This is a genomic window from Blastopirellula sediminis, from assembly GCF_020966755.1.
Lineage (GTDB): Bacteria > Planctomycetota > Planctomycetia > Pirellulales > Pirellulaceae > Blastopirellula > Blastopirellula sediminis.
In genome coordinates this window covers 551,149-576,370 of the sequence record NZ_JAJKFT010000004.1, presented here as the reverse complement: position 1 = coordinate 576,370, position 25,222 = coordinate 551,149, and the positions used below count along the sequence as shown (strand labels likewise).

The window sequence follows — 25,222 nt, the reverse complement described above, 5'->3', positions numbered from 1 at the left end:
GACAACAAGCGTTCATGTTACGAATTTCGCTGACCATGGTTCTGTTGACGCTCCCCTTCTTCCTCGGGTGCGGCGACGGCGGACCTGCTACTTATACGGTAAAGGGGAACGTTACCCTGGACGGCCAACCGATTTCCTCCGGCTCGATCTTGCTGCGTGATCCCTCACGCCAAGTCGGCAGCGCCGAAGCGCAAATCGTTAACGGCGTCTACGAACTAGAGACGCTCCCCGGCGACAAGTCGGTTGAGATCTCGGCTCGCAAAGAAGTTCCGCTCCCCGGCGGAAAGACGAATATCGAGGGAGACTCAACGACCTTCGTCGAATCGATCCCAGCGCGTTACAACACAAAATCGACGCTGCAGTTGAAGGTCGACTCCAACCTTAACCAACAAGACTTTTCGCTCAAGACGAAGTCGTAAGCTCGTCGACTCGCATTTCCGCCGACACGCTCAAGTCGTCCCCCACTTCGGGTGACGACTTTTTCATGCGCGTCCCCAAAATGCTGGGCGATCGATCCGCCGCGATGCCTCACGGTTTCTTACTCAATACCCTCAAAAGCAGCGGAAACCATTCGGCTTCAGAATGGTTACTTGCTTAATGAAGCGGCAAGCGAACTTCGACTTGCACAACAAATTGCCGCAAAGGGATTTGCGGCGCACAAAACCGCCTTCAATGCGCAACATACCGCAGGCACAAGAAGGCACGCGCATTGCTATTATTCAGTAATCTTTCATTCTCTTTCGTTTTCTACTTTGCAAAGGTTTTCGCGATGACGAACGTTTCTCGCAGAACGGCGTTTACGCTGGTGGAGCTGTTGGTGGTGATCGCCATCATCGGGGTGTTGATCGCCCTGTTGCTTCCGGCGGTGCAACAAGCCCGCGAAGCGGCTCGCCGCATGTCGTGCTCGAACAATCTGAAACAGATCGGGCTCGGACTTCACAACTATCACGACACGTTCGGTTCGTTGCCGCCGATGATCGTCAAATCGGGCGACTCGCCCAACGACGTCAATCCGGCTTGGGCTTGGAGCGCGTTGCTGCTCCCGATGCTCGAACTCGGTAACGAACATGACACGCTGCAAGTTGGCAAATTGTCGCTGACGCAGTCGGCTCAAACCACCGCTGGCGCCGCCGTGCTAGGTCGCGCTTTGCCGGCCTTTCTCTGTCCTTCGGATACTGCCTCGGCGGACGTCACCGCCCGTTCAGTCGCCGGCGTTCGCCTTGGTCGTTCGAGCTATCCCGGCGTCAACGGCCACGGCCCCCGCGTCTACTACTACGACCAAGGCCCCACGGCCAGCGCTTCCGGCATTTTCTCGGACCGTGTAAAGGGCTTCCTCTTCCGCGACGTCGTCGACGGAACTTCGAACACGATGGCCGTGGGCGAACGAACCCAGAGCATGCCGCGCACAACCCAGGAAAACAGCACGCAATGGGCCGGGACCACGCACGGCGAAGAAGATGACAGCGGCTATCGCGGCTCGCTCGAAATCGCCGGTTGCACCGGTTTCCCGATGAATGAACCGTATATCGCCGGCATCACCGACTGGCAGTACCAGCACTGGTTCCGCAGCAATCATCCCGGCGGAGCGCAGTTCGCCTTCGTCGACGGCAGCGTTCATTTCCTCAGCCAGACGATCGACATGACGACCTACCGCAATTTGTCGAATCGCCACGATGGCGCCGTTCTGGGCCAGTACTAATCGTCACACCGAACCGAACCACGAAACGTTCATCAAGGAGAATGGTCTGATGGCGATTAGATATGCGGCCTTGCTGGCCATCGTCGCAGTCGTCGGTTGCTATAGCAACAAGCCTGATCTTGACTTCGGCGAGGTGCAAGGCAAAGTGACGCTGAACGGGAAACCGCTACAGAACGCCAAAGTTCGCTTTCAGCCGGAAGTCGGACGTCCCTCCTACGGCGCGACGGACGCCGATGGGGAATACACCTTGTATTTCATGGGCGAGCCCTGGGGCGCGCTGGTCGGCGCCAACAGCGTGGCGATCACGACCGAAAACATGATCGAGGATCAGAACACTGGCGAAACGAAATTCATTCGCGAGTTCCTTCCGAAGAAGTATCACGCCGAAACGACGCTGACCGCGCAAGTTCAGCCCGGCGCAAACCGGTTTGACTTCGACCTGGTCGATGAGAAAAAGCGGAAGTAGCCGAAATTGCCAACTTGAAAACGCCGTCCAATTGGGCGGCGTTTTTTTATGCGCGGGCGCCATGCGGCTCCCATCCGGAGGAGAGACAAAGAAGCCGAGAATTATCGCTTCTCTCGCTTGACTAGCGACGCCGCGCGCAAAGCCAACGCGCCCTGCCTGACGAATAGGCAAGTCGCCTCCCGAAACGGGCCCAGAATGGGTCAATTTGTACTTATCCAACTCGAAATGGGCTTTTCGTCGCGCGCGGCCATTTCGGCGCGATGCTTGCACTTAGCACATGCCAACTCCACTCGTTCTGACGCTGCCGCCAAGCGGAGAACATCCCAGGGGTTAACCCACTCGATTCAACGGCTCTTCGCGACTCCTTCCCTTCCCCCACCGCACACCTAGAGACAACTTATCTAAACGCGCGGCCGTCGTAGCCTACCTGCGACGGCCGCGTTTTTTCTTGTCCCCTCCCCCCCGCTCTCGCCGGAATACTCGCTACGACCGCATCAAGCGGTTTCGCGTTTCCACATCCCCCGTGCGCTTGTCCGCGGGACAGGAAGCGTCACCTAACTTACGTCCTACTCTCTGGATAACGGCCTCTCGTAAGGGGTGAGCTACGCTTCGACAGGATAGAAATGCGCCAAACTGGCAAATCGTGCCGGTCTCCCTTGAGGAGCGTGCGCCCATGCGAGACGCGTTTTCGACTCTCGATCAAGTTGATTGGAATATGGAATCGATACTATCTGGACTTGAGAACGCTTCGGTAGGCTTGCCTCCGTCGATGCAACGACAAGGGGAAGCGCCGGAATCCCAAAGCGTGCCGAGCAATCTGCAGTTCAGCGACCGCGAGTTGCGACAGAAACGAATCATCGCCATTGATGACGAGCCGATTAACCTTGCGCTCGCCGAGGCCTATCTGCGCAACGAAGGATTCGAGCGGCTCGAGTTTTATTCCGACCCGCGACTGGCGCTAGAAGTAGTGCGCAAAGATCCGCCGGATCTCATCCTGCTTGATCTCATGATGCCCCACTTGGACGGCTTGGGCTTCTTGAAACAACTAGCTTCGTCGCACAACCAACTCCTCGCGCCGGTGATTTTGCTGACCGCTTCGTCCGACGTTTGCCATCGCCGCGAAGCGTTGGAACTGGGCGCCGCCGATTTTCTGCAAAAGCCGATCCTGGCCGAAGAACTGATTCCCCGTATCCGCAACGTCCTCAGCGCCGAACATTTCAAAGGCTGGCTCCGCGATCAAAACCAACACCTGGAACTTCTCGTCCAACAGCGGACGCAAGAGTTGGAACGGACGCAAGGGTTGATCATCGCCTGTCTCGCGCGGGCGGCGGAGTTTCGCGACGAGCTGACCGGCAACCATAACCTGCGCGTGGCGCGTTACGCCGGCTTGATCGCACGCAACGCCGGACTGCCGGCGGAACTCGTTCGCATCATTCAGACCGCGGCGCCATTGCATGACATCGGCAAGGTGGCGGTTCCTGACTCGATTCTGCACAAGCCGGGAAGCCTGACGCAAGACGAACGAGACCTGATGCAGCGTCACACAGAATGGGGCCAGTCGATCGTCGAACCCGAAAAGAAGTGGGGCTTCGTGATTGCGGATCTCACGACCGGAACGACCGGTCAGGCCAACGCCGATCTGCTCCGCGTCGCTTCGCGGATTGCGATGAGCCATCACGAACGGTGGGACGGCGCCGGCTATCCGCATGGCCTGGCCGGTACCGACATCCCGGTCGAAGCGCGCGTCGTCGCCGTCGCCGACGTCTTCGATGCGTTGACGAGCAAACGCCCCTACAAAGAGCCGATTCCCCCGCTGAAGTGCTTCGAGATGATTCGTGAGCAGCGGGGGAAACATTTCGATCCCGATATGGTCGACGCCTTCGACGAAGCGATGCCGGAAGTATTGTGGATCGCCGAATTACTGCGAGATGATTTGCGATGAGCGTGAAATCCAATTCGCCACGTTGGAAATGGCCAGTATCCACGTTTGTCCTTGGCTGGGCCGTTGCGATCTGCATGGTCTGGTGGAGCATGACCGCCTATTCGTTTCAGATCGACGCCGAGCATCGGCCGATCGACGCCTGGCCGCAGGAGGCCGACCTCACTTTGGCCCCTGACCGCCCCACGGTCCTGCTATTCTTGCACCCTCGGTGCCCCTGTTCCGTCGCCTCGCTCACTGAATTGGAACAAGCGATTGCGGCGACGCCGGCCGAGCTTCGCCCCAGCGTGCTGGTGATCGCGACCGTGCCGGAGCAATACGACGCCAAGTGGACGGATACCAAAACGATCGCTCAAAGCGAAAGCCTCCCCGGCGCGAGCGTCCTGTTCGACGTCGGCGGACGCGAGTCGCAGAAGTTCGGCGCCGCTTCCAGCGGACACGTGATGGCGTTCGCGCCGTCCGGCGACTTGCTTTACTCCGGAGGCGTTACCCAGTCGCGAGGTCACGAAGGAATCAACTTGGGTCGCGTCTCGCTGACCGAAGCTTTGGCCGGAAATCACGCGGAGCCTGAAGAGGCCGCGACGCTTCCGGTTTTCGGCTGCCGCCTTTGCCTGCCTGATGAAACTTGCCCAATCGAAGGGTCTGGCAATTCCGTTTCTTCCTCCGTACTACACATGTCGCCACGATAGGGGCCAGGATGTCTACCGCAGAACTTCGCAACTCGGTAAACGCATCGGCGTTTGAAGCGGCGGTGCGGCGTCGCTTCGAAGTGCTGACGTCGACGAATCATCGCAATACCGATCGCCTGTTCGCCGTCTTGATGCCGTTTCAATGGATCTGCGGGATCCTGGCGACGATCTTCATTTCTCCAACTGCGTGGGCAGGACAGTCGAGCTACATTCATCCGCACGTCTGGTTGGCGATCCTGGGTGGCGGCGTATGCTGCCTTTTCCCCTGCGCTTTGGCGATTTATCGACCTGGCAAATTCAGCACGCGGATGGTCGTCGCGTGCAGCCAAATGTTCTTCGTGTCGATCCTGATTCATTTAACCGGCGGCCGAATCGAAACTCACTTTTACGTTTTCGGTTCGCTTGCGTTTCTCGCCGCCTATCGCGACATTCGCATCTTGATTCCCGCGACCTTGATCGTGGCGCTGGACCACCTAATACGAGGACTCTTCTGGCCGGAGAGCATCTTCGGCATCGCTACCGCCGGTCCCTGGCGTTGGCTCGAACATAGCGGCTGGGTGTTGTTTGAAGACCTCTTCCTCATTATCACCATTCGTCAGGGGCTGGCCGAAGTTCGTGCGCTCGCCGTTCAAACGACCGAGACGGAACTAGCGATGGAGCGTTTAGCGATCGCCAAACGGTTCGCCGAACATAACGAAGCTCGCTTCCGCGCGACGTTTGAATACGCGGCGGTCGGCGTCTCGCACATCGGCTTTGACGGCTATTGGTTGCGAGCCAACAAACGCATCTGCGACATGCTCGACTACACCGAGCAGGAATTGCAGCGGATGACTTTCGCCGACGTCTCTCATCCTGACGACAAGGATCTGGACGACGCGAAACTGCAAGGCTTCCTCAAGGGCGACTTTGAAGAGACGTGCTTCGAAAAACGGTACGTCGGCCGACATGGCGAGCCGATCTGGGTTCGCCTGACCATCTCGGTCGTGCGTGACGAGGAATACTTTATTTGCGTGATTGAGGACATTCGCGAAGAACGTCGAGCCCGCGAGGCGCTCGAGAAATCGCATCGCGAGATTTCTAAGCTCTCGCTCGTCGCCGCCAAGGCCCGGCAGTCGGTCATCATCGCTGACCCCTTCGGTCGAATCGAATGGGTCAACGACGCGTTTACCCAATTGACCGGGCACACGTTGGCGGATGTAGTCGGCCGAAAGCCCGGCGCCATTCTCCAAGGCCCCGAAACCGATCCGCAAATGATTGCGCTGGTCGGCGAGAAACTACGTGCGCAGGAGAGCGTGAGCGTCGAGATCGTCAACTATTCGAAATCGGGTGAGAAGTACTGGATTGCGCTCGAAATTGAGCCAGTATTTGACGAACAGCAGCAACTGACGCAGTTTATCGCCACGCAAACCAACGTGACCGAACGGAAGCGGTACGAAGAAGATCTTCGCAGCGCCAAAGACGCCGCCGAAGCCGCCAGTGCGGCGAAAAGCGAATTTCTGGCGAACATGAGTCATGAGATTCGGACCCCGCTCAACGGCTTGCTTGGCTTTACCGATTTGCTCATCCGCGGAGCGGCGAAAGATCCTGTGAAACGAGACGAATACCTGAACATCATCCGCACCAGCGGCCGCAGCTTGTTGGACGTGATCAACGATCTGCTCGATCTTTCGAAGATCGAAGCCGGCAAACTCGAGACCGAATCGCTGCCGTGCGATCCGCGCAGCGTGGTCGCCGAAGTCGTGTCGATCTTGAAGGTCAAAGCGGACGAAAAAGGTCTGCAGCTGGAACATGCCTGGCGCACCGACGTGCCGGATCAGATCGTCACCGACTCGGTTCGCCTGCGGCAACTGCTGACGAACCTGATTGGCAACGCGATCAAGTTCACCGAATTCGGTCGCGTGTCGATTAAGGCTAGTTGGAACTCCAAGCGTCAGGAGCTGAAATTCGAGATCAGCGACACGGGTATCGGGATTCCGGAGGATAAACTCGACGTCATTTTCGACCCGTTCACCCAGGCCGACACCACCACCACGCGCCGCTTCGGCGGAACCGGTCTCGGCCTGGCGATTTGCCGGCGAATCGCCCGACTGTTGGGAGGGGACGTCGCGGTGCAAAGCCAGGTCGGCGTCGGTACGACGTTCGCCGTGAATATCGCCGCCCCTGCGCCGACCGAAGATCTGGTCTCCGCACGAGATCGGTTTCGCAACGACGCCGGCAGCGCCGATTCGTCTTACTCGCCGGAGACTTTCCGCGACGTGCGGGTTCTGGTGGCCGAAGACGGACCGGTCAACCGCTTGCTGGTCGAAAAGATGCTGAAGCCGTTCGACTTCAAGCTGACGTTCGTCGAGAACGGTCAGCTGGCGCTGGAAACCTTCGATCCGCAACTGTTCGATTTGATCTTGATGGACATGCAAATGCCGGTGCTCGACGGTTACGCGGCAAGCGAACGTCTCCGTGCGACCGGTTGCGATGTTCCGATCATCGCCATGACCGCCCACGCGATGGCGTCCGATCGCCAAGATTGCCTGGCGGCCGGGTGCAGCGACTACATCAGCAAACCGGTGGAGTTGGAACAATTGCTTGCGACAATCCATCGCAACTTGAATCCGTGCGAAGCGTCGATCGAGCCTTCGAACGCCGCCTCCCCTTCGACCGCCACCAAGGAGAACGATCAAGCGACGACGGAAAATGATTCTCCGCTGGCGAGCGAAGTTCTCCCAGATCTCGAGATGCTCGCTCCGGTGGTTGATCTCTTCGTCCATGGACTGCCTGAGACGCTGGCCGACATCTTGGCGGCTGCCGAAGACGCCGATTGGGAAAAGGTCGAATTGTTGGCGCATCGTCTCCGTGGCTCCAGCGGCGGGTGTGGGTTCCCAACGATGTACAAGATTGCGACCACGCTTGAAGAGTCGGCGCGTTGCCAAAAAGAGGCGCCCAACCCGGCCGCAAATCAAGCGATTTTGTCGGATCATGAACGCTTGATGAAAATGTTGCCCCGAATTGAAGATTCGACCGGCCGCCGTCCTTATGCCGCGAACCCCGGCCTCTAACGCCGGGTCCCTCGAATTGCGGCGGAATTTCTTCACCTGCTAGCGGCGTAAAACGGTCGCTTCTAGGGGCTTGCGCGATCTACTCGCTCTAGGAGGGGTCGCCTCAGATCTCTATACTGCTGCACTGCGGCGCCATCGGCTTTCAGACGTCCTTTGTTTCGACGCCGGCCGACGACGCCTGACGCGCGTTATTCAAGAATGACAGGTCCATGCTCGAGGTTCATCTCCCTGACGGCAACGTAAAAACTTACGACATCGAAGTCACCCCAATGGACGTCGCCGCCGATATCGGCGCAGGCCTTGCGAAGGCCACTCTGGCGGCCCAAGTCGACGGGCAAACCGTCGGTTTCGATACCAAGCTGCCGACCGAAGGCTCGGTCAATCTGCGGCTGCTCACCAACAAGAATGAAGAAGCGCTGGGCGTGATGCGGCATAGTTGCGCTCACATCATGGCCCGCGCCATCATGCGTCTGTTTGACGGCGTCCAGCTCGCCTTCGGCCCGACCATCGAGGGGGGCTTCTACTACGACTTTGATCTCGAGCACAAGCTGACCGCCGAAGATTTCCCGGCGATCGAAGCCGAGATGAAAAAGATCATCAAAGAGAACGAGCCGTTCGAGCGGATCGAAGAGTCGCGCGAAGGGGCGCTCGCCGTCGTCAAGGATATCGATCAGAAGTACAAGATCGAGCATATCGAAACCGGCCTGGCCGAGCACGATACCTTGTCGTTCTACCGTCAGGGCGAATTCATTGACCTTTGTCGCGGCCCGCACGTTCCCAATCCGAAGTCGATCGGCGCCTTCAAGCTCTTGTCGGTCGCCGGCGCCTATTGGAAGGGAAGTTCCGATAACAAGCAGCTCCAGCGCGTCTATGCGACCGCCTTCTTCAACAAGGAAGACCTCGCGGCTCACCTGGAGAAGTTGGAAGAAGCGAAACGCCGTGATCATCGCGTGCTGGGCAAACAGCTCGAGCTCTTCTCGATCAATCCGATGGTCGGTCAGGGTTTGATCCTGTGGCTGCCGAAAGGCGCCATTATTCGTCAGCAGCTGACCGACTTCGTTTCGGAACAGCTGAAGAAGCACGAATACGAATCGGTCTTCACTCCCAACATCGGCAAGGTCGACCTCTACAAGACCTCGGGGCACTATCCTTACTACAAGGATAGCCAGTTCCCGCCGATTCATCTCTCTGATGATGAAGAGTATCTGCTGAAGCCGATGAACTGCCCGCATCACATCATGATCTACAAGAATCGGCCCCGCAGTTATCGCGAGCTGCCGATTCGCTTGTCGGAATTCGGCACCGTCTATCGCTACGAGCAATCGGGCGAACTGAACGGCATGACCCGCGTCCGCGGCTTCTGCCAGGACGACGCCCACATCTTCTGCATGGAAGAGCAGGTCGAAGAAGAATTCCGCAAGTGCATTGAGATGACTCAGTACGTGCTGAACAGTCTCGGCCTGACCGACTACCGCGTCCGTCTCGGTTTCCGTGATCCCGACAGCGGCAAGTACGTCGGCGATTCCAAAGTCTGGGATCGGGCTGAGCAATCGCTCGTCTCGGTTTGCAAGAACATGGGAATCGACGCCGTCGCCGAAGCGGGCGAAGCGGCCTTCTACGGTCCGAAGGCGGACTTCGTCGTCAACGACTGTCTCGGCCGCGAATGGCAGCTTGGTACCGTGCAGCTCGACTACAACCTGCCGAGCACCGAACGCTTTGCGCTCGAGTACATCGGCGCCGACAACCAGCCGCATCGCCCGGTGATGATTCACCGCGCTCCGTTCGGCTCGCTCGAACGGTTCATGGGCGTGTTGATCGAGCACTTCGCCGGCGCCTTCCCGCTCTGGCTCGCTCCGGAACAAATCCGCGTGCTGGTCGTCAGCCAGAAGTTTGAAGAGTACGCTCGCAAGGTCGAAGCCGAACTGAAACAGGCCGGCTTCCGCGTCACCGGCGACTATCGCCCGGAAAAGATTGGCGCCAAGATCCGCGACGCGCAACTCGGCTTGATCCCCTACATGTTCATCATCGGCGGACGCGAAATGGAGACCGAATCGGTCGCCGTGCGCGATCGTATCGACGGCGATCTGGGATCGATGAAAGTCGCCGAAGCGATCGACAAGCTGAAGCAGGAAGTCGTGGAACGCAAGGTTCGCCAAGTCTATTCCGGTTCGTCCGGACTAGGAACCGCCGCAACCGGCGCGACCGACGAGTACTAATCGCTTCCTAGCGCGACAAGTTTGAAAGACGAAAACGCCGGCCGCAAAGCCGGCGTTTTTTCTGTTCTTTAGTAGCCCGAAGCGCAAGCGAGGGAAATGCGGTCGCAAAGAAATCACTAATGTCTATTAAGGAACCAGCGACAACAAATACGTACTCGGCGGACTTCCTCTTTCATTAGGCAATAGGCCTTAGACATTGTTCCCGACCGCATTTCCCTCGCTTGCGCTTCGGGCTACTATTGTCGCGGTCGCCTAATCAAAGTCGCCGCGATTCACTTTGCATTTCGTCATCGACGCGGCCGGCGGTTCTTGCGCCATCAGATCGAGATCAATCCGCGTCGCACTGCTCAGACTGGTGGCCGGAAAATCTTCGGTCAGATCCATTCCCATCTCTTTCGCGAAGCGTTCCTCTTCGGTCGGATCCGCCGTCATCCAGCCGAGCATCGCCGCGCAGTCGAGCAGCGTCGTGCTGATAAAGCGTCCTGGCCCCAGAATGACGTTCCAGTCTCGGAGGCCGCGATTGTAGTCGTCCGAGTACTTCCACGGATTGTTGATCCATCCGCCGAGGTAACCCATGTTGTCGTAGTTGGGGCGAGGAACGATGAAGAAAGCGAGCGCCACATACATCAGTTCGACCCCGACGATGATCGCCAGCTTGGAAGGGATATCTTGCGGCAAGATCCGCCAGGTGAACATCCAATAGCCGACGCCCCCCAACATCGCCAGGGAAACGATCGACTTGAACATGACGACGGCGATGTTGCGCTGCGGCACGTAGGTCGTGTTCACTTCAATACTGCCGTAGTCGCCCGTCCGATAATAGGACGAGGTGCAGGTCGAGATGGTATCGAAGATCCACATTGGTCGTCCCCTGGGTCGACGAGAATTGCCGCGTGAAAAGCCTACTTACAAACGTAGCATTTCTCCTCCCCCAATCGTCGCGGCGGAGGCGAACTCGCTTCCGTAAGCGTCGATTTCACCCCGAGTTTTTGCTGGTTATGCCGATTTTCCCACCAGCAATTTACGGCCGAATTTCCTCTCCCAAACCGCCTACGATTTCCTATACTTAACTGTAGAGGGGGTCTCAACGAGTCTTCGATTTGGGAGCCAGAGCCATGTATGCCAGAACGCGAATTCAACGAACGCGGGAAGCGGTGAAATGGGCCTTCTTGCTGGCGATGGCCGGCATGATGATGGCGGTCGCCTGGAAGGTTGTCGGCGGCGGCTGGTAACGCTTTCGCCGCTGGAAGGCTGGGCTTGGTCCCAGCCTCCACATGCGTCGCAGACGTAGCTGGTTCTATCGTCAGGCTACGTGCGATGAAAATCTTGCCTGACGGGCACTCCACTTTTCTGGTGGAATCGTTAGAGTTGCGGTAGAGATCATGAGTCCGCAACCCCAGAATTTGGCATGACCAGCCCCATCGCATTTCATACCGGCCGCTGGATCCCCCAGTCAGAGCTTACCGTTCCAATCGACGACATCGGCTTCGTCATGGGGACGACGGTCGTCGAGCAACTGCGCACCTTCGGCGGCAAAGTCTTTCGCCTCGAACAGCATTTGGCGCGGCTGCGCGATAGCCTGACGATTGTCGGACTGGAGATCCCTTTCTCCGACGCCGATCTCTCGCAAGCGGTACAAGAGATCATCGCCCACAATCATCCGCTGCTGACGCCTGGCGATGACCTGGGAGTCGGGATGTTCATCACGCCCGGCAATATGGAACATCCAGGCCAACAGCCGATGGTCTGCATTCATACGCGACCGATTGCGTTTGGAACTTTCGCCGGCAAGTTCGTTTCGGGGCAAGCGCTCGTCGTGCCGGCGACGCGGCAAACGCCAGTCGAGTGCTGGCCACGGCAACTAAAAGTCCGCTCGCGCGTTCACTATTACCTGGCCGATCTGGAAGCTCGCAAGATCGAGCCGAAAGCCCGCGCCGTCCTGCTCGACATGGACGGGTACGTCATGGAAGCGACCACCGCTAACATGGTCGTCTATTTTGCCGGCGAGGGCCTGGTCGCGCCGCCGCGCGAATTGGTCCTTCCCGGAATCAGCATCGCCGCCCTGGAAGAACTCGCGAAGAGCCAAGGGATTCCGTTCAGCCATCGTCTGATGACCCCGGACGACGTCGCCAAGGCGGACGAGATCCTGCTGACCAGCACTTCTCCTTGCGTTCTTCCGTGTCATCGCTGGAACGGTAGGCCGGTCGGCGGCGGCGTTCCAGGCCCTGTTTTCGAGCATCTGATCACCGCCTGGAGCGATTCGGTCGGGCTCGATATCCGCGGTCAGGCGGCCAAGTTTGCGGTTCGCGACGTTCCTGCGGCCTGATTCCGCCGGGAAAACGGTCCTCGTCCTCTTCCCGATCGCCGGGTACAATGCGGTGCTTGTTAAATCCCGCTGTTGTCCCTTAGGGCGAACTGAAACGATGGACCGCGATACGATCGACCGTGCCGAAACGATACGTCAGCGTTTGACGCAACTTCAGGACAGTCTTTGACTACGCCGCTAAGAAAGCGGAGCTAGTAGCGGCCGAAGAAAAGATGGCCGCCCCTGGCTTTTGGGACAATCAAGAAAAGGCGCAGACCGTCGTCGGTCAGCTTAAGTCGCTGAAGTCGATCCTGGAACCGCTCGACGAATGCGTCAGCGCCGTCGGCGATCTCGACGCGATGCTCGAGATGGCGGAAGAAGACGACTCGTTCGCCGCCGAAGCGAAAGCGGAAGTCGCGCGACTCGAGCACGAACTCGATCAGCTCGAGCTGAAGGCGCTGCTCAATGGCCCGCATGACAACTGCGGCGCTCTCGTTTCGATCCACGCTCGCGACGGCGGGACCGACGCGAACGACTGGGCCGAAATGCTCCTCCGAATGTATTCGCACTGGGCTGCGCAAAACGACTACACCGTCGAGTTGATCGACCGCTCCGACAACGAAGAAGCGGGGATCAACAGCGCCACCTTCGCCGTTCGCGGCAGCATGGCTTACGGCTACCTCAAGGGAGAAACCGGGATGCACCGCCTGGTGCGGATCAGCCCGTTCAACTCGGAAGGAAAACGCCAGACCAGCTTCGCCGCCGTCGACGTTTCGCCTGAAATTCCGGACAGCGAAGAAGTGGAGATCGACGAGGAAGACGTCCGCGTCGACACCTTCCGCGCCAGCGGCGCCGGCGGGCAACACGTCAACAAGACTGACAGCGCCATTCGCTTGACCCACATGCCGACCGGAGTCGTCGTGCAATGCCAGAACGAACGGAGTCAGCATAAGAACCGGGCGCAGGCCTGGAAGTTGCTTCGTTCGCGTTTAGCGCGACTTGAAGAAGAAAAGCGGGAAGCGGAAGATGCGGCCCGTTACAAAACGCAGGCGAAGGTCGGCTTCGGCTCGCAGATTCGCAACTACTTCCTCCATCCGGACCAACGCGTGAAAGACGCGCGAACTGGCCATTATGTCGGCAGCTTCCATGCCGTGATGGATGGAGACATTCAAGGCTTTCTCGACGCCTTCCTGCGATGGCGCGTCGGGCAGGGTGAGAAAGAAGGGAACTAAGTTCGATTATGTCCAGCGACAGCGACATTCAATTCGTCGACGCGATCGACGCCGACGGCCGCGGGCTCTTCGTCAGCTTTCCGCGCCGCGGCGATCGGTTCGGGCACGTCGTCTCGATCGTTTCCGGCGATGAAATCGTCCCGTGCATGGTCTCGCTCGAAGGGGACGACGAAGAAGAATGGCCAGACAGTCCGCCGATTCAGCAATTGAGCATTGAAGAACGCGAAAACGGCGCCGTCGCTCTGGGCGTTGGACAAGCGGGCAAAAGTCACTGGTCAGTGACGGTCGAAACGTTCGCCGCAGAGCGGCGCGTCGAGTTTCACGTCGCGTGCCGCTTGAAGATGCATCCGGCGCAAATCAGCAGCCGTTACGCGAGTCTGCTGGGGGAAGGGGTCTCGCCGAAATCGGTCGATCCCTACACGTGGAGTTGGACCGCCGGCGATAAGACGATGCTCGTCCGCGAGTTCGTGTTTGATCACTATCCAGCGCCAGAATTCCCAGCTGGCGACGCTGGTTTTGAGATCAACGCAGCGGTCGATCAGATGCCGTTTCCCAAGACGATCGAGTGGCGTTACTCGTTTCAGCTCGCGTAGAGCGAATAGTAACCGAGCGACACGGTGAGATGCCCCTGCTGGTCGAGAATCTGCAGTTGCTGCGCTAAGTATTGGACGCAGGGCGCTTTCCCCGCGCGGGCCAGCAACTCTTCTTTTTTGATCGGCTTCGTAAGATAGTCGTTCGCCCCTGCGCCAAGCGCTTGCTCCTGAGCGACGCTGCTGTCATGGCCCGTTAGCATCAAGATGAACGGGTTCCGATCTTTCTGGACGTAACGAATATGACGAACTAGTTCGATTCCAGCCGCATCGGGCAATTCCCAGTCGCATACGATCAGATCCGGCGTGAACTCATCAAACAGCGTTAGCGCTTGTTTGCAGCTTTCGGCGGTACGTACCTCAAATCCCGCACTTACGAGCAGATCGGCCAGCAGACAACGCATCAAGTGATCGTCATCAACTACCATCGTCCGAATCGGCAGCTTTGTCATATCCACTTCTAGCTTTCCCGCGATAGGTATCTATTCCGCCCACAATTTCGCTGATTCGTCTTTCACGGTACTGCCCAACCGCGTCTGACTTTAGTTTTTATAGCCCGTGTCAGATAAATCCCCTTCAACGCTTGGGGGGAAGGCAAGGTCTTTTGCGCACAATAGCAGTATCGCACATCCGCTTGTAGCGGTCGCGCCGAAGGGGCGAACTCGCCCGGAAATTTGGCTGACGCGACTTCAACATCGGAGGCCGCGAACGCGTTGTAACGAGTATTCGGCCTGTGCAAGCGGCGGCCGATCCGGACGTTCCGATCCAGCCGGTTTCAGTGAATGCACGTCCCAAAACGAGACGATCCATACGACCGCAGGGACAATGCGTCGGCGGAGTACGACGCGACACCGGCATTCCTCAAACGGAATCACGATGGATCGCAAACACCCAATTTGGATGGGGCCGACGGCGCTAGCCGCCGCGACGCTCGCGGCGCTGACTGGCTGTTCTGATGCGCCGACCTCTCCGTCCGCTCGCATTTCGCAGGCGAACTCGATTAAAGCGCCCGGCCGATTTCATTTGCCGGCTGACGTTCGCCCCGTAGCGCTGGAGATCACCGAAGGCGATACGGAACAAACGATCGAAAATCCCTTCCTCCAATCGAAGTTACCGACGCCGTTCGCTTCGTCGGTGATCGGTCTGCCGCCGCTCCCGGAAGCTTCCCCCGAACCGGCGGCTCCCGCACCCACTCCCGAAGCGCCGCGGTATATGCCGCTGATCGAAGCGCAACCGCAATCCGAAGCGCCGGTTGCGGTGCCGGCGCCCCGACTGGATGAGCCGGACGCCTCGTTCTCGCTGGAAGGCCCGCAGATCTCGGCCCCGAGCGCCGCCACGCCAAATATGGGACCGTCGAAGCTGGAAGGCTCGCGTTGGAGCAACAGTCCGTTGCCCCCGGCCGCGCCGATCGCCAAACCGGAACCGACCCCTGAGGCGATTCCCGCTCCGCAGACGCCGGAATACTCGCTCGACCAAATGGAACTCTTCCCGCTTGAGCCGGGAACGCCGAACGAGCCGGAACATCGTCACGAGATGCGTTCGCTGCCGGCAATGCCGCCGGCCCCGGAACTGTCGGCCCAGCCCCCCGCCTTCATGCCGCGTATCGAAGCCGAGCCAGCGCCGCAACCGGTCCGACAACTTCCGCCGGCCGCGGTGGCCGCGCCGCTGGTTCAAGGACCGCCGGCCCAGTTGGCGCCGCTCACGATTCCTCCGCAAGCGTTCAACGCGCCGCCGCAAAGCCCGACCGACAAGCGGCTTGACCTGCATGCGATGACCGCCGTCCGGGGTCGCGCCCAGTCGCTGATTGAGCACAGCTTTTCGCTGGCGCAGCGGGGAGCGTTCTTCTCGGCTCGCGCCGAGTTGATCCAGGCCCTCCGCCTGCTGACGCAAACGCTGGATACCGAACGCCAGACGCACGAGTACAGCGAAGCGCTCGCTGAAGGTTTGCTCGCGCTCGAAGAAGCGAGCGACTTTGTGCCGGAAGGGTCGCGGCTGGAAGCGAACGTCAACCTGGAGCGTTTGATTCAGTCGCATCGTACGCCGATCTTGAAGAACGTCGACGCTTCGCAGCTGACGCCGCTGGTCGCCGCTCAACAATACTTCTCGCATGCTCAAGATCGCCTGGCGACGGCGTGCGGCGGAGTGCCGGAAGCGTCGGCCGCGTTATATGGCTTGGCCAAATTGCAGCCATACCTGAAGTCAGGCAGCGGCGGCGACAAGGCGCTCATCGGTCCTCGTTCGATCGCGCTGCACCAATCGGCCTTCCTGGCCGATCCGCAAAACATCCTGGCCGCCAATGAGCTAGGCGTATTCTTGGCTCGCTACGGTCAGCTGAACGACGCCAAGGCGGTCTTCGTCAAAGGTCTCCGCGCCCACTCGCTGGCCGATACTTGGAACAACCTGGCGAAGGTCCACGAACTGCTCGGCGAACAAGAGATGGCGAACCTCGCTCGTGAGGAAGCGAAGTACGCCGCCGCCCAAGGGGGCGTCGCGCCGAAAGGGAATTTCGTCCGCTGGGTTTCTCCCGAAGCGTTCGCTAACCAGCAGCGACGTGATGAGACGATGCTCGGTCCGCAACGTCCCGACGTCAGCCGTCAACCGCAAACTTATCAGCAACGTTGAGTCGCAAGATGATGAACCGCATTTTCGTGCAACACTCGCTCCGAGCTAGCCGCTCGCTTGTCGCCGTCGCCGGCTTGCTGCTCGCTACCGGCGGGCTCGGTCTGGCGCTGACCCCCGCTACCGACGAATCCGCTCCTGCCGCGAAAACGACCGCCGCTGTTGCGACCGCCGAAGTTCCGCAGGCCTCGCCGGTCGCGTTCGAGACGCCCGCCGAACCGTCGCACGTGATGTTGTGCGCCGGTCCCGCGCCATGCGTCCCCTGCCCTTCTCCGGCCGAAATGGTCACGAGCCCGGTGATGGTCGGCGTCGATTCGGCCGATCCGACCTGCAACGGCGAGTTGCACTGGAACGCGCGTCGTCCGATTCCTTGGCAGATTTTCGCCCAAGGGGAATACGTTGGTCCCGCTCGTTTGCAGCACGTGCCCGAATATCGCATCCGCGTCGACGACCAGCTTGAATTCGTCTATCGCTTGACCCGCAACGAGATGACGACTCCTTATCGCTTGAACGTCGGCGACGAAGTTCGACTGGAGTCGCTCACCGACCCCAACTTGAACCGCGATCTGGTCATTCAGCCGGACGGTTCGATCACCGTGCTGCTCCTCGGCCAGGTCCACGCCGCTCGGAAGACCGTTACCGAATTGACCGATCTGCTCGACAAAGAATACAAGCGGTACTACAAAGTTCCGGCGATCACCGTCACGCCGCTGCAAGTGAATACCAAGCTGGAAGACTTGCGAGCTACCGTCGACAGCCGAGCCGGTCGCGGCGGTCAGTCCCAACAAGTTCGCGTCACCCCGGAAGGGACGATTCAACTGCCGGCGATCGAATCAGTTCCCGCCCAAGGGCTGACGCTGGACGAACTGAAACGGGAAGTCGACGAACGCTACGCCCAAGTGGTCGACGGGATCGGCGTCACGCCGATTCTGACCGAACGGGCGCCTCGCTACCTCTATGTGCTCGGCGAAGTCCGCACCCCAGGACGCTTCGAGTTGGTCGGCCCCACCACGGTAATGCAGTCAATCGCCCTGGCCGGCGGTTGGAACGTCGGCGGTAATCTGCGGGAAGTGGTGATTTTCCGTCGTGCCGAAGATTGGCGTCTGGTCGCCACCAAAGTTGATATCCAAGGCGCCTTATACGGCAAACGCCCGATTCCGTCGGACGAACTTTGGCTCCGCGACTCGGACATCGTTGTAGTTCCCAAACAGCCGATCCTGTGGGCGGATGAGTTTATCGAGCTCGTCTTCACCCGCGGCATTTACGGCGTCGTCCCGTTCAACGGGATTAGCATCTCCTACAACGACGTTACGGCTCTCTAGGATCACCTCTGGCCGGGGGAAAGAAACTTCTCCCCCCGGCGAAACCGATTGACCCGAAGCAGGGTTTTAATGTACGACGAGCGAAGAATCTTTCGCTGCCTTACTGTACATCCATTCCCCTTCTCGTCTCGGGCTCGAATCGATGAACCGCGTTTCGCTCCTCTCGGTCGTAGTGCTGGCCTCAACCTTGGCCGGTCCGCTTCTAGCCCGCGATTCGGTCGCTCACATAACGCCAATTGGCGCCGTCGTCCCCGATATCCAGCTGAAGGATTTCCGGGGGAAAGACTACAATTTGGCCGACTTCGCCGATCAGAAGGTGGTCGTCCTGGCGTTCCTGGGAACCGAGTGCCCGCTCGCCAAGCTTTACGGGGGTCGTCTGCAGGAACTGGCGGATGAATTCGCCCCGAAGAAAGTCGCGATTGTCGGCGTGATGTCGAACCAGCACGACGCGGTGACCGAGATCGCCGCCTACGCTCGCAAGCACGAAATCTCCTTCCCGCTGCTCAAAGACGTCGGCAATCGCCTGGCGGATGCCGCCGGAGCGGAACGAACCCCGGAAGTGGTCGTCCTGAACGCCGATCTCAAGATCTGCTATCGGGGACGCATCGACGACCAATACCAAATCGGCGTCGTCCGCGATCGGGCCGACGAGCATGAACTGCGCGATGCGATCGAAGCCCTGTTGGCCGGCAAGCAAGTCGCCGTTCCCGCGACCGAAGCGATCGGTTGCCATATCGGGCGCGTTCGTCAACCGAAAGACGACAGCGAGGTCACCTACCACAACCAGGTTGCGCGAATCCTGCAAAAGCGGTGCGTCGAATGTCACCGCGAAGGGGAAATCGCCCCGTTCGCTTTAACCGACTATGACGAAGTCGCCGGCTGGGCAGAGATGATCGCCGAAGTGGTTGAAGAGAAACGAATGCCTCCCTGGCATGCCGCCCCAGAACATGGCGTCTTCAAGAATGCTCGTCCGATGCCGACGGAAGAAAAAGAGCTGCTGCTGAAGTGGGTCGCCGCCGGCGCTCCGGAAGGAGACAAGTCTCAAGCTCCGAAGCCGGCCGAGTATTCCACCGCCGGTTGGACGTTGCCGGTTGAGCCTGACCAAGTCATCCAAATCACCAACCAGCCGTTCAAGGTTCCCGCTACCGGCGAAGTGAAGTACCAATACTTCATTCACGATCCCGGCTTCACCGAGGACAAGTGGCTGCAAGCGGCCGAAATTCGTCCGGGCAATCGGATGGTCGTCCATCACATTCTCGCCTTCGCGGTCGCCCCCGGCGAAAAGAATCTGCGTGACGGCGGAGCCCGCGGCTTCCTGGTCGGCTACGTTCCCGGCATGCGGGCCGAACCGTTCCCGGAAGGAATGGCGAAGCGAGTTCCGGCCGGATCGCGTCTCGTCTTCCAAGTCCACTACACGCCGATCGGCAGCGATCAATTGGATCAAAGCGAACTCGGTCTCGTCTTCGCCGATCCGAAAGAGATCAAGTACGAAGTTAAAACGACGAGCGCCGTGAATCGCTCGTTCCGAATTCCGGCTGGCGACGGCAACTACGCGGTCGACGCCGATTCTCAGCGACTCTCGACCGAAGGCGCCTATCTGCTGGCGATGATGCCCCACATGCATCTCCGCGGCAAGTCGTTCCGGTATGAGCTGAAGGGAGCGGAGAAGAACGACATTCTGCTCGACATTCCCGCCTACGATTTCAACTGGCAAACCGCCTATCGCCTGAAAGATCCGTTGCCGCTTGACAACGGCAGCGTCATTCACTGCCAGGCCCATTTCGACAACTCGAAATGGAACAACGCCAATCCTGATCCAACCCAAGTCGTGAAATGGGGAGATCAAACGTGGGAAGAAATGATGATCGGCTACTTCGACGTCGCCCTCCCCTACGTCCCCGGCGAAAAGGAAGCGGAAGAGCCGGCCGACAAAGCCCTGGCGGCGGCCAAGCGTCTAATGGAGCGCTACGACGCCGACAGCGACGGCGTCATCCTGCGAACCGAAGTCCCCGAGAAAGGTCAGCGCTACTTTGACTTGATCGACGGGAACCGGGACGACAAGGTGCATGAAGACGAAATCATCACCACGCTGAAGAAGATGCCGATCTTGCTGAACCTGATTCGGTAGCGTGCAGCATCTTCACTAGCCCGCAGCGCAAGCAAGGGAATGCGTTCGCGAGCAATGACTAATGTCTAACGAAGAAGAGAAGTTGCTTCTCAGCATTAGGTATTAGTCATTAGACATTTCATACCGCATTCCCTTGCTTGCGCTGCGGGCTAGTAGAGATGGCGACAACAATCGCCTAGCCGTCGCGGCGAAGATCCACCGTCGGCGGCGCCTGACGATTGGCGTTCCAATGTTTCCACTGCGCTTCGTCATAACCGAAGTTCGCGTTCAGTTCCGCCGCTTGCAGCGTTTCCATCAGCGCCCGCAGCACCGCTTCGTTTCGCATCTCTTGCGTGATGATCTTCGGCGGAGAGGAACCGAATGAGAACCCGCCGCTGCTGCCGCTGCCGAACGAAGCGGAGGTTTCGCCCGGATTGGATGATCCTTGCGTCACCTTGAACTGGTGCGACGTCACCAGGGTGTCAATCAGCGAATCGATCGCGGCGGGATGTTTCAGACGAGCCAACACCGATGCGGCGCGATTGACGACCGTGTTGTCTTTGCTGTGTAACAGCGACATCAGCTGCGCGACCGCCAAATCGTTGGGACGCTTTTCCAGCACAATGGTCGCTCGATCGCGGATCGAAGCGTTGGGATCTTCCAGCGCCACCTTGGTCAGTGCGAGCGTCGACGGTCCGTTGACCAGGTTGCCAAGCGCGTCGATCAACGTCTCCCGCATTCCCACATACTTATCGTCCTGCAAGAGTTCGATCAGCGGTTGGGTCGCCAGCGGATCTTGGATCGCAGCGATCTCGGCCTGCACCTTCGCGGCCTTGTCGCCGCCGCGGCGCATCTGCAACAGGTACTGTCGCAACTTCACGCGCCACTCCTTCGTGGCGTCGTCATACTTTTGCGCTCGCTCGGCCATCGCCACGTCTTGCGGATACATCCACTTTCGCTCGTGGCGAATCATTCCTTGGTCTTTGAACCACTGGTCGGTGATGATCCACTCGCCGCGGCGGTTGATGTAGCCCAGCGCGTGTCGCGCCTGCTCATGGTTCGGATCGATCGCCAGGATGTTCTGTAGGTGACGTTCGCGCTGTTCCGGCAATTGGTTGGTAGCGCACCACTGCGCCATCTTCCAATTCCCTTCGACGTCCGGAGGCATCTGCGGCAAGATCGCTTCGTAGTTCCGCAGCTGAGGCGATTTCTCGATCACTTCCGCCACAAGGTCGGCCGGCAAGACCATGTCGCCGCTCGACGTCCGAACGTGCAATTCTTGCGGAGTCTCAGCCGCTGGGCTCAGCAATTCTCCTTCAATTCGGCCGCCCGAATTGAGGACGAAGACATCCGCTACCGCCGGCGTCGCGAGACTAGTCGCGGCCAATAATAGAGCGGCGCTGCAGCGGCGGATCAGCTTCACTTCGGTGATTTTGCCGAGAGGGGGACGGAAGTACCGGTTCAGTCTAGGACGTACAACCAGAGCGTGCGTCACTAAATTAAACGCCGGCGCAAGGCAAAAGGATCGCTTATAAGTATAGGCGAGCGGCGCAGCGGGAGCCATTCAGAAGTCGGCTTCTCCCCGCTGGAGGGGAGATTTTTGTCCGGTTCATGCCGCTTATACCGACGCTTCGTCCCGTGGTAACAGCTGGAAGGCGCTTAGAATCTCGTCCGGAATCCGCCGCGGGGTCCGTTTGGCCATATCGATCAGCACCCACTTCGTCTCCGCTTTCGCCAACATCCGGCCGTCGCTGACGCGGCAGATTTCGTACTGGCGCAAAACCGAAGCGGTGAAATACTCGGAGAGCCAGGTCTTCACGACCAGCTCTTCCCCTTCAAAGGCCGGCGAGAAATATTCAATCGAATGGGCGCGCACCACCCAACCGCAGCCGAGCTCTTCGTACCGCCGCTTCCCCCAGTTTTCGGCTACCGAATGGGCGACCGCGGCGTCCTGCATCCACCGCAGGTAGACCAGGTTATTCACGTGCCCCTGCATGTCGATGTCGGCCGCCGCGACCGAGATCTCATGTTCGTAGATTGCCGCCACCAGTGACCTCATCAAACGGTAATTCGCCGCGGAGTGAAGAAGTTGCGGACGTCGACCACTTCCATTCCAGCGCGACGGGCCGCCTCGACGCCCAGGTCTGCGTCTTCGTAGACGCGGCAATGTTCCGGTTCGACTCCCAGTCGCTTCGCCGCTTCCAGGAAGACGTCTGGATGCGGCTTGTGCCGCGTGGTGTCTTCCGAAGTGACGCAGACGTCAAAGTGATTCGAGAGCCCGATATGTCCCAAAATCAGATCGGCCACATATCGCATCGCGCCGGTGGCGACCGCCATCGGAATGCGACCCCGATATTCGTAAACCAGTTCGACCGTCGCTTCGATTGGAGCGACGTTGCCGATTTCTAACAGGAACGCTTCTTCTTTCTCGATCGCGACCGTGTGGGGGTCGAGTGCGATCCCCTGCTCTTCGGAGAGCAATTCGACAATTTTATCGCTCGGACGCCCCCCGAGAGCGTAAAAACGGTCTTCATCGAACGAAATGCCATACTTTTCCATCGTCGCACGCCAGGCGACATAGTGCGCCGGCATCGTATCCGCGAGGGTTCCGTCCAGGTCGAAAATCAGAGCGTCGAAGACCATTGGCAATAAATTCCTTAGGACAATAGTTGTTTGCCCATTCTAATTTGAAACATCCGTTTTTCGTAGGCCGCGAGAGCTGGGCGAAATTCGTTGACCCAGGCTTCTGGAGACGCATAATGGATCTTCCCCCCTTAATCCACACTCGACGGAGTCGATTTATGTCCCGCCTGCTCTCCCTTCTTTTGGTTTTCCTCCTCTTTTCCGCCGCAAAAGCAGCGGACAATTGGCCGGAATTCCGAGGTCCCAACGGAGACGGCGTCGCCGACAGCGACAATCTTCCCGTCGATTTTAGCGACCCCAAAGTACTGAAGTGGAAAACCGCAATCCACGATCGCGGCTGGTCCTCGCCGGTCGTCTGGGGAGACCGCGTCTGGGTCACCACTTCGACCGAAGATGGCACGAAACAATCGGTGTTGGCCCTCAATCGTCATACCGGCGAAATCCTGATCGACCGGGTCGTCTTTACGACCAAGGATCCGCAAGAGAAAGAAGTCTCGAACAGCTACGCCTCGTGCACGCCGGCGATCGAGGAAGGTCGCATCTACGTTCACTTCGGCAGCCTCGGGACCGCCTGTCTCGACAGCGAGACCGGCGCGACGATCTGGGAGCGACGCGACCTTCCCTGCGATCATTGGCGCGGCCCCGGCTCTTCGCCGATCCTCGACGACAAAAACCTCTACGTCGCCTATGACGGCTACGACTATCAGTACGCCGTGGCCCTCGACAAAGAGACCGGCAAGACCGTTTGGAAACGCGATCGCAATATCGACTACGGCACCGACAACGGCGACCGCAAGAAGGCCTACAGCACCGCCGCCCTGTTTGAACATGACGGGCAACGCCAGTTGGTGATGCCCAGCGCATCCGACACGGTCTGCTACGATCCGGCGACCGGCGACGAACTCTGGCGCGTCAAACATGGCGGCATGAACGCCGCTCCCCGTCCGCTGTACAAACACGGTCTGGTCTACATCACCGGCGGCGACGGCGATCGCAAGTTGTTCGCCATGGATCCGTCGGCTCGCGGGCAAGTTCCCGATAGCGCCATCGCTTGGGGTTTGTCGAAAGGCGCCCCCTATCGTCCTTCGCAGGTCATCTTGGGAGACCGGATGTACATGATCGAAGACAAGGGGATCGCGACTTGCGTCGACGCCAAAACCGGCGAAAAGATCTGGCAGGAACGGATCGGCGGCAACTACCGCGCTTCGCTGTTGGCGGCCGGCGGCAACCTCTACTGCTTCGACGAAGGGGGGAAGATCACCGTCTTCAAGGCGAGCGACAAGTTTGAGCTGGTCGCGGAGAGTTCGCTTCCCGACGGCTTTCAGGCATCGCCGGCCGTCGCGGGAGATTCGCTCTATCTCCGCACGACGAAAGACCTCTACTGCTTCGAGAAGTAAAGCCGCTTAGCAAGTCTCCGGCATAAATGTCGGCATCACGATCCCTTCGATCACCGGCGGTCGATCATACGCCTGGGCGAGATGCAACTCGCAGTTGCGTCCTCCCAGCGCGTACATGATGGCGACCAGCTTCGGATTGTCGCTCGGGATCAGCGCCACCGGCATCTTCCCCGGATATTGATTCAGTTCGGCGACGATCAGCGCGGCGATCTCGATCGAGCTCGTGCCGACGCCGGGGCCGATCATATTGCTGGCCGGATGCCCGATTGAAGCCATCGCGCCGGTGATCTCGCCGTTGCGTTCGATGACCGAGCAATGCCAATAGCCTCGCTCGTTCTCGATCATGTACCGCCAATCCCCTTCGCGCGACGTCTGCCAGATCTCCAGTTCCAATCGATCAATCGCCGCAACGTCATCCATCGTCGCTGGCCGAACTCGCTCCACCGGCAGGTCCATCAAATGCAGGCCGCCCCCTGACGGAACGCGGAAGTACATATCCTGGTAGACCGCATACGGATGAAAGAACCGTCGACTATAGAGCGAGAACGAGTCGAGATTCATCGCGCTCGAAACCAGCCGCAGCGGCAGTTCGCGATCGTCGGCGATGCCGATAATATCGTCCAATAGCGAGCTGGCGATTCCGGCGCCGGAGAACTCGCTCGACGCATTCATGATTCCCAGCGAGATATGCGTCTTCCGGGGATGATAGAAACATGATCCGATGATTTTCCCGTTCGCTTCGCTTTGCGCGATCAGGCAGCAACCAGGATCGAGGTCTTCGTACACTTCCGGGAAGAGCCCGCAATCCTCCGGCGGACAGAGAAAGATCTTGTCGCGGCCATGCGACAGATACCAGGAATTGGTGGAGGAGTGAATCAGCGCTGCGATCTCGGCCGCATCTTCCGGTTTCGCGGAATGAATCTTGAACATAAACGCTCCGGAGACAAG

The 25,222-nt window shown here is 59.1% G+C and carries 20 protein-coding genes; 14 read left to right on the top strand and 6 right to left on the bottom strand.

Going from position 1 to position 25,222, the window contains the following annotated elements; all coding sequences use genetic code 11:
- The first annotated feature begins 14 nt into the window (after window positions 1-14).
- The 7 genes from LOC68_RS06055 (at window position 15) to thrS (ending at window position 10,059) form a co-directional block, all read left to right on the top strand.
- Window positions 15-419, top strand: a complete 405-nt coding sequence (locus LOC68_RS06055; protein WP_230216783.1) for a hypothetical protein — start codon at window positions 15-17, stop codon at window positions 417-419.
- A 350-nt stretch (window positions 420-769) separates the two neighbouring features.
- A complete protein-coding gene (locus LOC68_RS06050) occupies window positions 770-1,699 on the top strand; it encodes a DUF1559 domain-containing protein (protein ID WP_230216781.1) in 930 nt (309 codons plus the stop codon).
- 49 nt (window positions 1,700-1,748) lie between these two features.
- A complete protein-coding gene (locus LOC68_RS06045) occupies window positions 1,749-2,165 on the top strand; it encodes a carboxypeptidase-like regulatory domain-containing protein (protein ID WP_230216779.1) in 417 nt (138 codons plus the stop codon).
- Between the two features lie 673 nt (window positions 2,166-2,838).
- Window positions 2,839-4,107, top strand: a complete 1,269-nt coding sequence (locus LOC68_RS06040; protein WP_230216777.1) for an HD-GYP domain-containing protein — start codon at window positions 2,839-2,841, stop codon at window positions 4,105-4,107.
- Entirely contained in the window at window positions 4,104-4,793 is a 690-nt protein-coding gene (locus LOC68_RS06035) for a hypothetical protein (RefSeq protein ID WP_230216775.1), read from the top strand. Before LOC68_RS06040 ends, LOC68_RS06035 begins: the two co-directional genes overlap by 4 nt.
- Window positions 4,794-4,801: 8 nt before the next feature.
- Entirely contained in the window at window positions 4,802-7,843 is a 3,042-nt protein-coding gene (locus LOC68_RS06030) for a PAS domain S-box protein (RefSeq protein WP_230216773.1), read from the top strand.
- A 209-nt stretch (window positions 7,844-8,052) separates the two neighbouring features.
- Window positions 8,053-10,059 (top strand): threonine--tRNA ligase, encoded by a 2,007-nt coding sequence (thrS, locus tag LOC68_RS06025; RefSeq protein ID WP_230216771.1) that lies wholly within the window; start codon window positions 8,053-8,055, stop codon window positions 10,057-10,059.
- 252 nt (window positions 10,060-10,311) lie between these two features.
- Here the strand turns inward: thrS and LOC68_RS06020 are convergent, their stop codons facing one another.
- Window positions 10,312-10,920, bottom strand: a complete 609-nt coding sequence (locus LOC68_RS06020; RefSeq protein WP_230216769.1) for a hypothetical protein — start codon at window positions 10,918-10,920, stop codon at window positions 10,312-10,314.
- 547 nt (window positions 10,921-11,467) lie between these two features.
- Between LOC68_RS06020 and LOC68_RS06015 the strand changes: the two genes are divergently transcribed.
- The 3 genes from LOC68_RS06015 to LOC68_RS06005 all read left to right on the top strand — a co-directional run bounded on the left by LOC68_RS06015 (window position 11,468) and on the right by LOC68_RS06005 (window position 14,189).
- Complete coding sequence (locus LOC68_RS06015) at window positions 11,468-12,385, top strand: aminotransferase class IV (RefSeq protein ID WP_230216767.1); 918 nt, start codon at window positions 11,468-11,470, stop codon at window positions 12,383-12,385.
- A 97-nt stretch (window positions 12,386-12,482) separates the two neighbouring features.
- A protein-coding gene (gene prfB / locus LOC68_RS06010) for a peptide chain release factor 2 (protein WP_390623351.1) occupies window positions 12,483-13,596 on the top strand; the annotation gives its coding sequence in 2 pieces (ribosomal slippage) (window positions 12,483-12,551 and window positions 12,553-13,596; 1,113 coding nt in all).
- A gap of 8 nt (window positions 13,597-13,604) precedes the next feature.
- Window positions 13,605-14,189 carry a hypothetical protein gene (locus LOC68_RS06005; protein ID WP_230216765.1) on the top strand — a complete coding sequence of 195 codons (585 nt, stop codon included), beginning with the start codon at window positions 13,605-13,607 and terminating at the stop codon, window positions 14,187-14,189.
- On the opposite strand, the gene LOC68_RS06000 is transcribed toward LOC68_RS06005, so the two are convergent.
- On the bottom strand, window positions 14,177-14,638 hold the full coding sequence (locus LOC68_RS06000; protein WP_230216763.1) for a response regulator: 462 nt from the start codon (window positions 14,636-14,638) through the stop codon (window positions 14,177-14,179). The two genes, LOC68_RS06005 and LOC68_RS06000, sit on opposite strands and share 13 nt — an antisense overlap.
- Before the next feature lie 424 nt (window positions 14,639-15,062).
- Between LOC68_RS06000 and LOC68_RS05995 the strand changes: the two genes are divergently transcribed.
- The 3 genes from LOC68_RS05995 (at window position 15,063) to LOC68_RS05985 (ending at window position 20,255) form a co-directional block, all read left to right on the top strand.
- The gene (locus LOC68_RS05995) at window positions 15,063-16,808 is read left to right on the top strand and encodes a tetratricopeptide repeat protein (protein WP_230216761.1); all 1,746 of its coding nucleotides are present in this window, start codon (window positions 15,063-15,065) and stop codon (window positions 16,806-16,808) included.
- Between the two features lie 8 nt (window positions 16,809-16,816).
- Window positions 16,817-18,127: a polysaccharide biosynthesis/export family protein gene (locus LOC68_RS05990; protein WP_230216759.1), complete on the top strand. Its 1,311-nt coding sequence runs from the start codon at window positions 16,817-16,819 to the stop codon at window positions 18,125-18,127.
- Between the two features lie 142 nt (window positions 18,128-18,269).
- The gene (locus tag LOC68_RS05985) at window positions 18,270-20,255 is read left to right on the top strand and encodes a redoxin domain-containing protein (RefSeq protein ID WP_230216757.1); all 1,986 of its coding nucleotides are present in this window, start codon (window positions 18,270-18,272) and stop codon (window positions 20,253-20,255) included.
- A 175-nt stretch (window positions 20,256-20,430) separates the two neighbouring features.
- Here the strand turns inward: LOC68_RS05985 and LOC68_RS05980 are convergent, their stop codons facing one another.
- The 3 genes from LOC68_RS05980 to LOC68_RS05970 form a co-directional block, all read right to left on the bottom strand.
- Window positions 20,431-21,729, bottom strand: a complete 1,299-nt coding sequence (locus LOC68_RS05980) for a HEAT repeat domain-containing protein (protein WP_230216755.1) — start codon at window positions 21,727-21,729, stop codon at window positions 20,431-20,433.
- A 123-nt stretch (window positions 21,730-21,852) separates the two neighbouring features.
- Window positions 21,853-22,281 carry an acyl-CoA thioesterase gene (locus tag LOC68_RS05975; RefSeq protein WP_230216753.1) on the bottom strand — a complete coding sequence of 143 codons (429 nt, stop codon included), beginning with the start codon at window positions 22,279-22,281 and terminating at the stop codon, window positions 21,853-21,855.
- An 11-nt stretch (window positions 22,282-22,292) separates the two neighbouring features.
- Window positions 22,293-22,877, bottom strand: coding sequence for an HAD family hydrolase (locus LOC68_RS05970; RefSeq protein ID WP_230216751.1), 585 nt, complete (start codon window positions 22,875-22,877; stop codon window positions 22,293-22,295).
- Window positions 22,878-23,035: 158 nt separating this feature from the next.
- Here LOC68_RS05970 and LOC68_RS05965 point away from each other — a divergent pair, with 158 nt between their 5' ends.
- Window positions 23,036-24,274 carry an outer membrane protein assembly factor BamB family protein gene (locus LOC68_RS05965; RefSeq protein WP_230216749.1) on the top strand — a complete coding sequence of 413 codons (1,239 nt, stop codon included), beginning with the start codon at window positions 23,036-23,038 and terminating at the stop codon, window positions 24,272-24,274.
- A 6-nt stretch (window positions 24,275-24,280) separates the two neighbouring features.
- Here the strand turns inward: LOC68_RS05965 and LOC68_RS05960 are convergent, their stop codons facing one another.
- Window positions 24,281-25,204, bottom strand: coding sequence for a GNAT family N-acetyltransferase (locus tag LOC68_RS05960; protein WP_230216747.1), 924 nt, complete (start codon window positions 25,202-25,204; stop codon window positions 24,281-24,283).
- Window positions 25,205-25,222: the final 18 nt, after the last annotated feature.

Coding starts and splice junctions, on each gene's coding strand:
- LOC68_RS06055 (WP_230216783.1), top strand. CDS start 15: ATGTTACGAATTTCGCTGACCATGGTTCTGTTGACGCTCCCCTTCTTC.
- LOC68_RS06050 (WP_230216781.1), top strand. CDS start 770: ATGACGAACGTTTCTCGCAGAACGGCGTTTACGCTGGTGGAGCTGTTG.
- LOC68_RS06045 (WP_230216779.1), top strand. CDS start 1,749: ATGGCGATTAGATATGCGGCCTTGCTGGCCATCGTCGCAGTCGTCGGT.
- LOC68_RS06040 (WP_230216777.1), top strand. CDS start 2,839: ATGCGAGACGCGTTTTCGACTCTCGATCAAGTTGATTGGAATATGGAA.
- LOC68_RS06035 (WP_230216775.1), top strand. CDS start 4,104: ATGAGCGTGAAATCCAATTCGCCACGTTGGAAATGGCCAGTATCCACG.
- LOC68_RS06030 (WP_230216773.1), top strand. CDS start 4,802: ATGTCTACCGCAGAACTTCGCAACTCGGTAAACGCATCGGCGTTTGAA.
- thrS (WP_230216771.1), top strand. CDS start 8,053: ATGCTCGAGGTTCATCTCCCTGACGGCAACGTAAAAACTTACGACATC.
- LOC68_RS06020 (WP_230216769.1), bottom strand. CDS start 10,920: ATGTGGATCTTCGATACCATCTCGACCTGCACCTCGTCCTATTATCGG.
- LOC68_RS06015 (WP_230216767.1), top strand. CDS start 11,468: ATGACCAGCCCCATCGCATTTCATACCGGCCGCTGGATCCCCCAGTCA.
- LOC68_RS06005 (WP_230216765.1), top strand. CDS start 13,605: ATGTCCAGCGACAGCGACATTCAATTCGTCGACGCGATCGACGCCGAC.
- LOC68_RS06000 (WP_230216763.1), bottom strand. CDS start 14,638: ATGACAAAGCTGCCGATTCGGACGATGGTAGTTGATGACGATCACTTG.
- LOC68_RS05995 (WP_230216761.1), top strand. CDS start 15,063: ATGGATCGCAAACACCCAATTTGGATGGGGCCGACGGCGCTAGCCGCC.
- LOC68_RS05990 (WP_230216759.1), top strand. CDS start 16,817: ATGATGAACCGCATTTTCGTGCAACACTCGCTCCGAGCTAGCCGCTCG.
- LOC68_RS05985 (WP_230216757.1), top strand. CDS start 18,270: ATGAACCGCGTTTCGCTCCTCTCGGTCGTAGTGCTGGCCTCAACCTTG.
- LOC68_RS05970 (WP_230216751.1), bottom strand. CDS start 22,877: ATGGTCTTCGACGCTCTGATTTTCGACCTGGACGGAACCCTCGCGGAT.
- LOC68_RS05965 (WP_230216749.1), top strand. CDS start 23,036: ATGTCCCGCCTGCTCTCCCTTCTTTTGGTTTTCCTCCTCTTTTCCGCC.
- LOC68_RS05960 (WP_230216747.1), bottom strand. CDS start 25,204: ATGTTCAAGATTCATTCCGCGAAACCGGAAGATGCGGCCGAGATCGCA.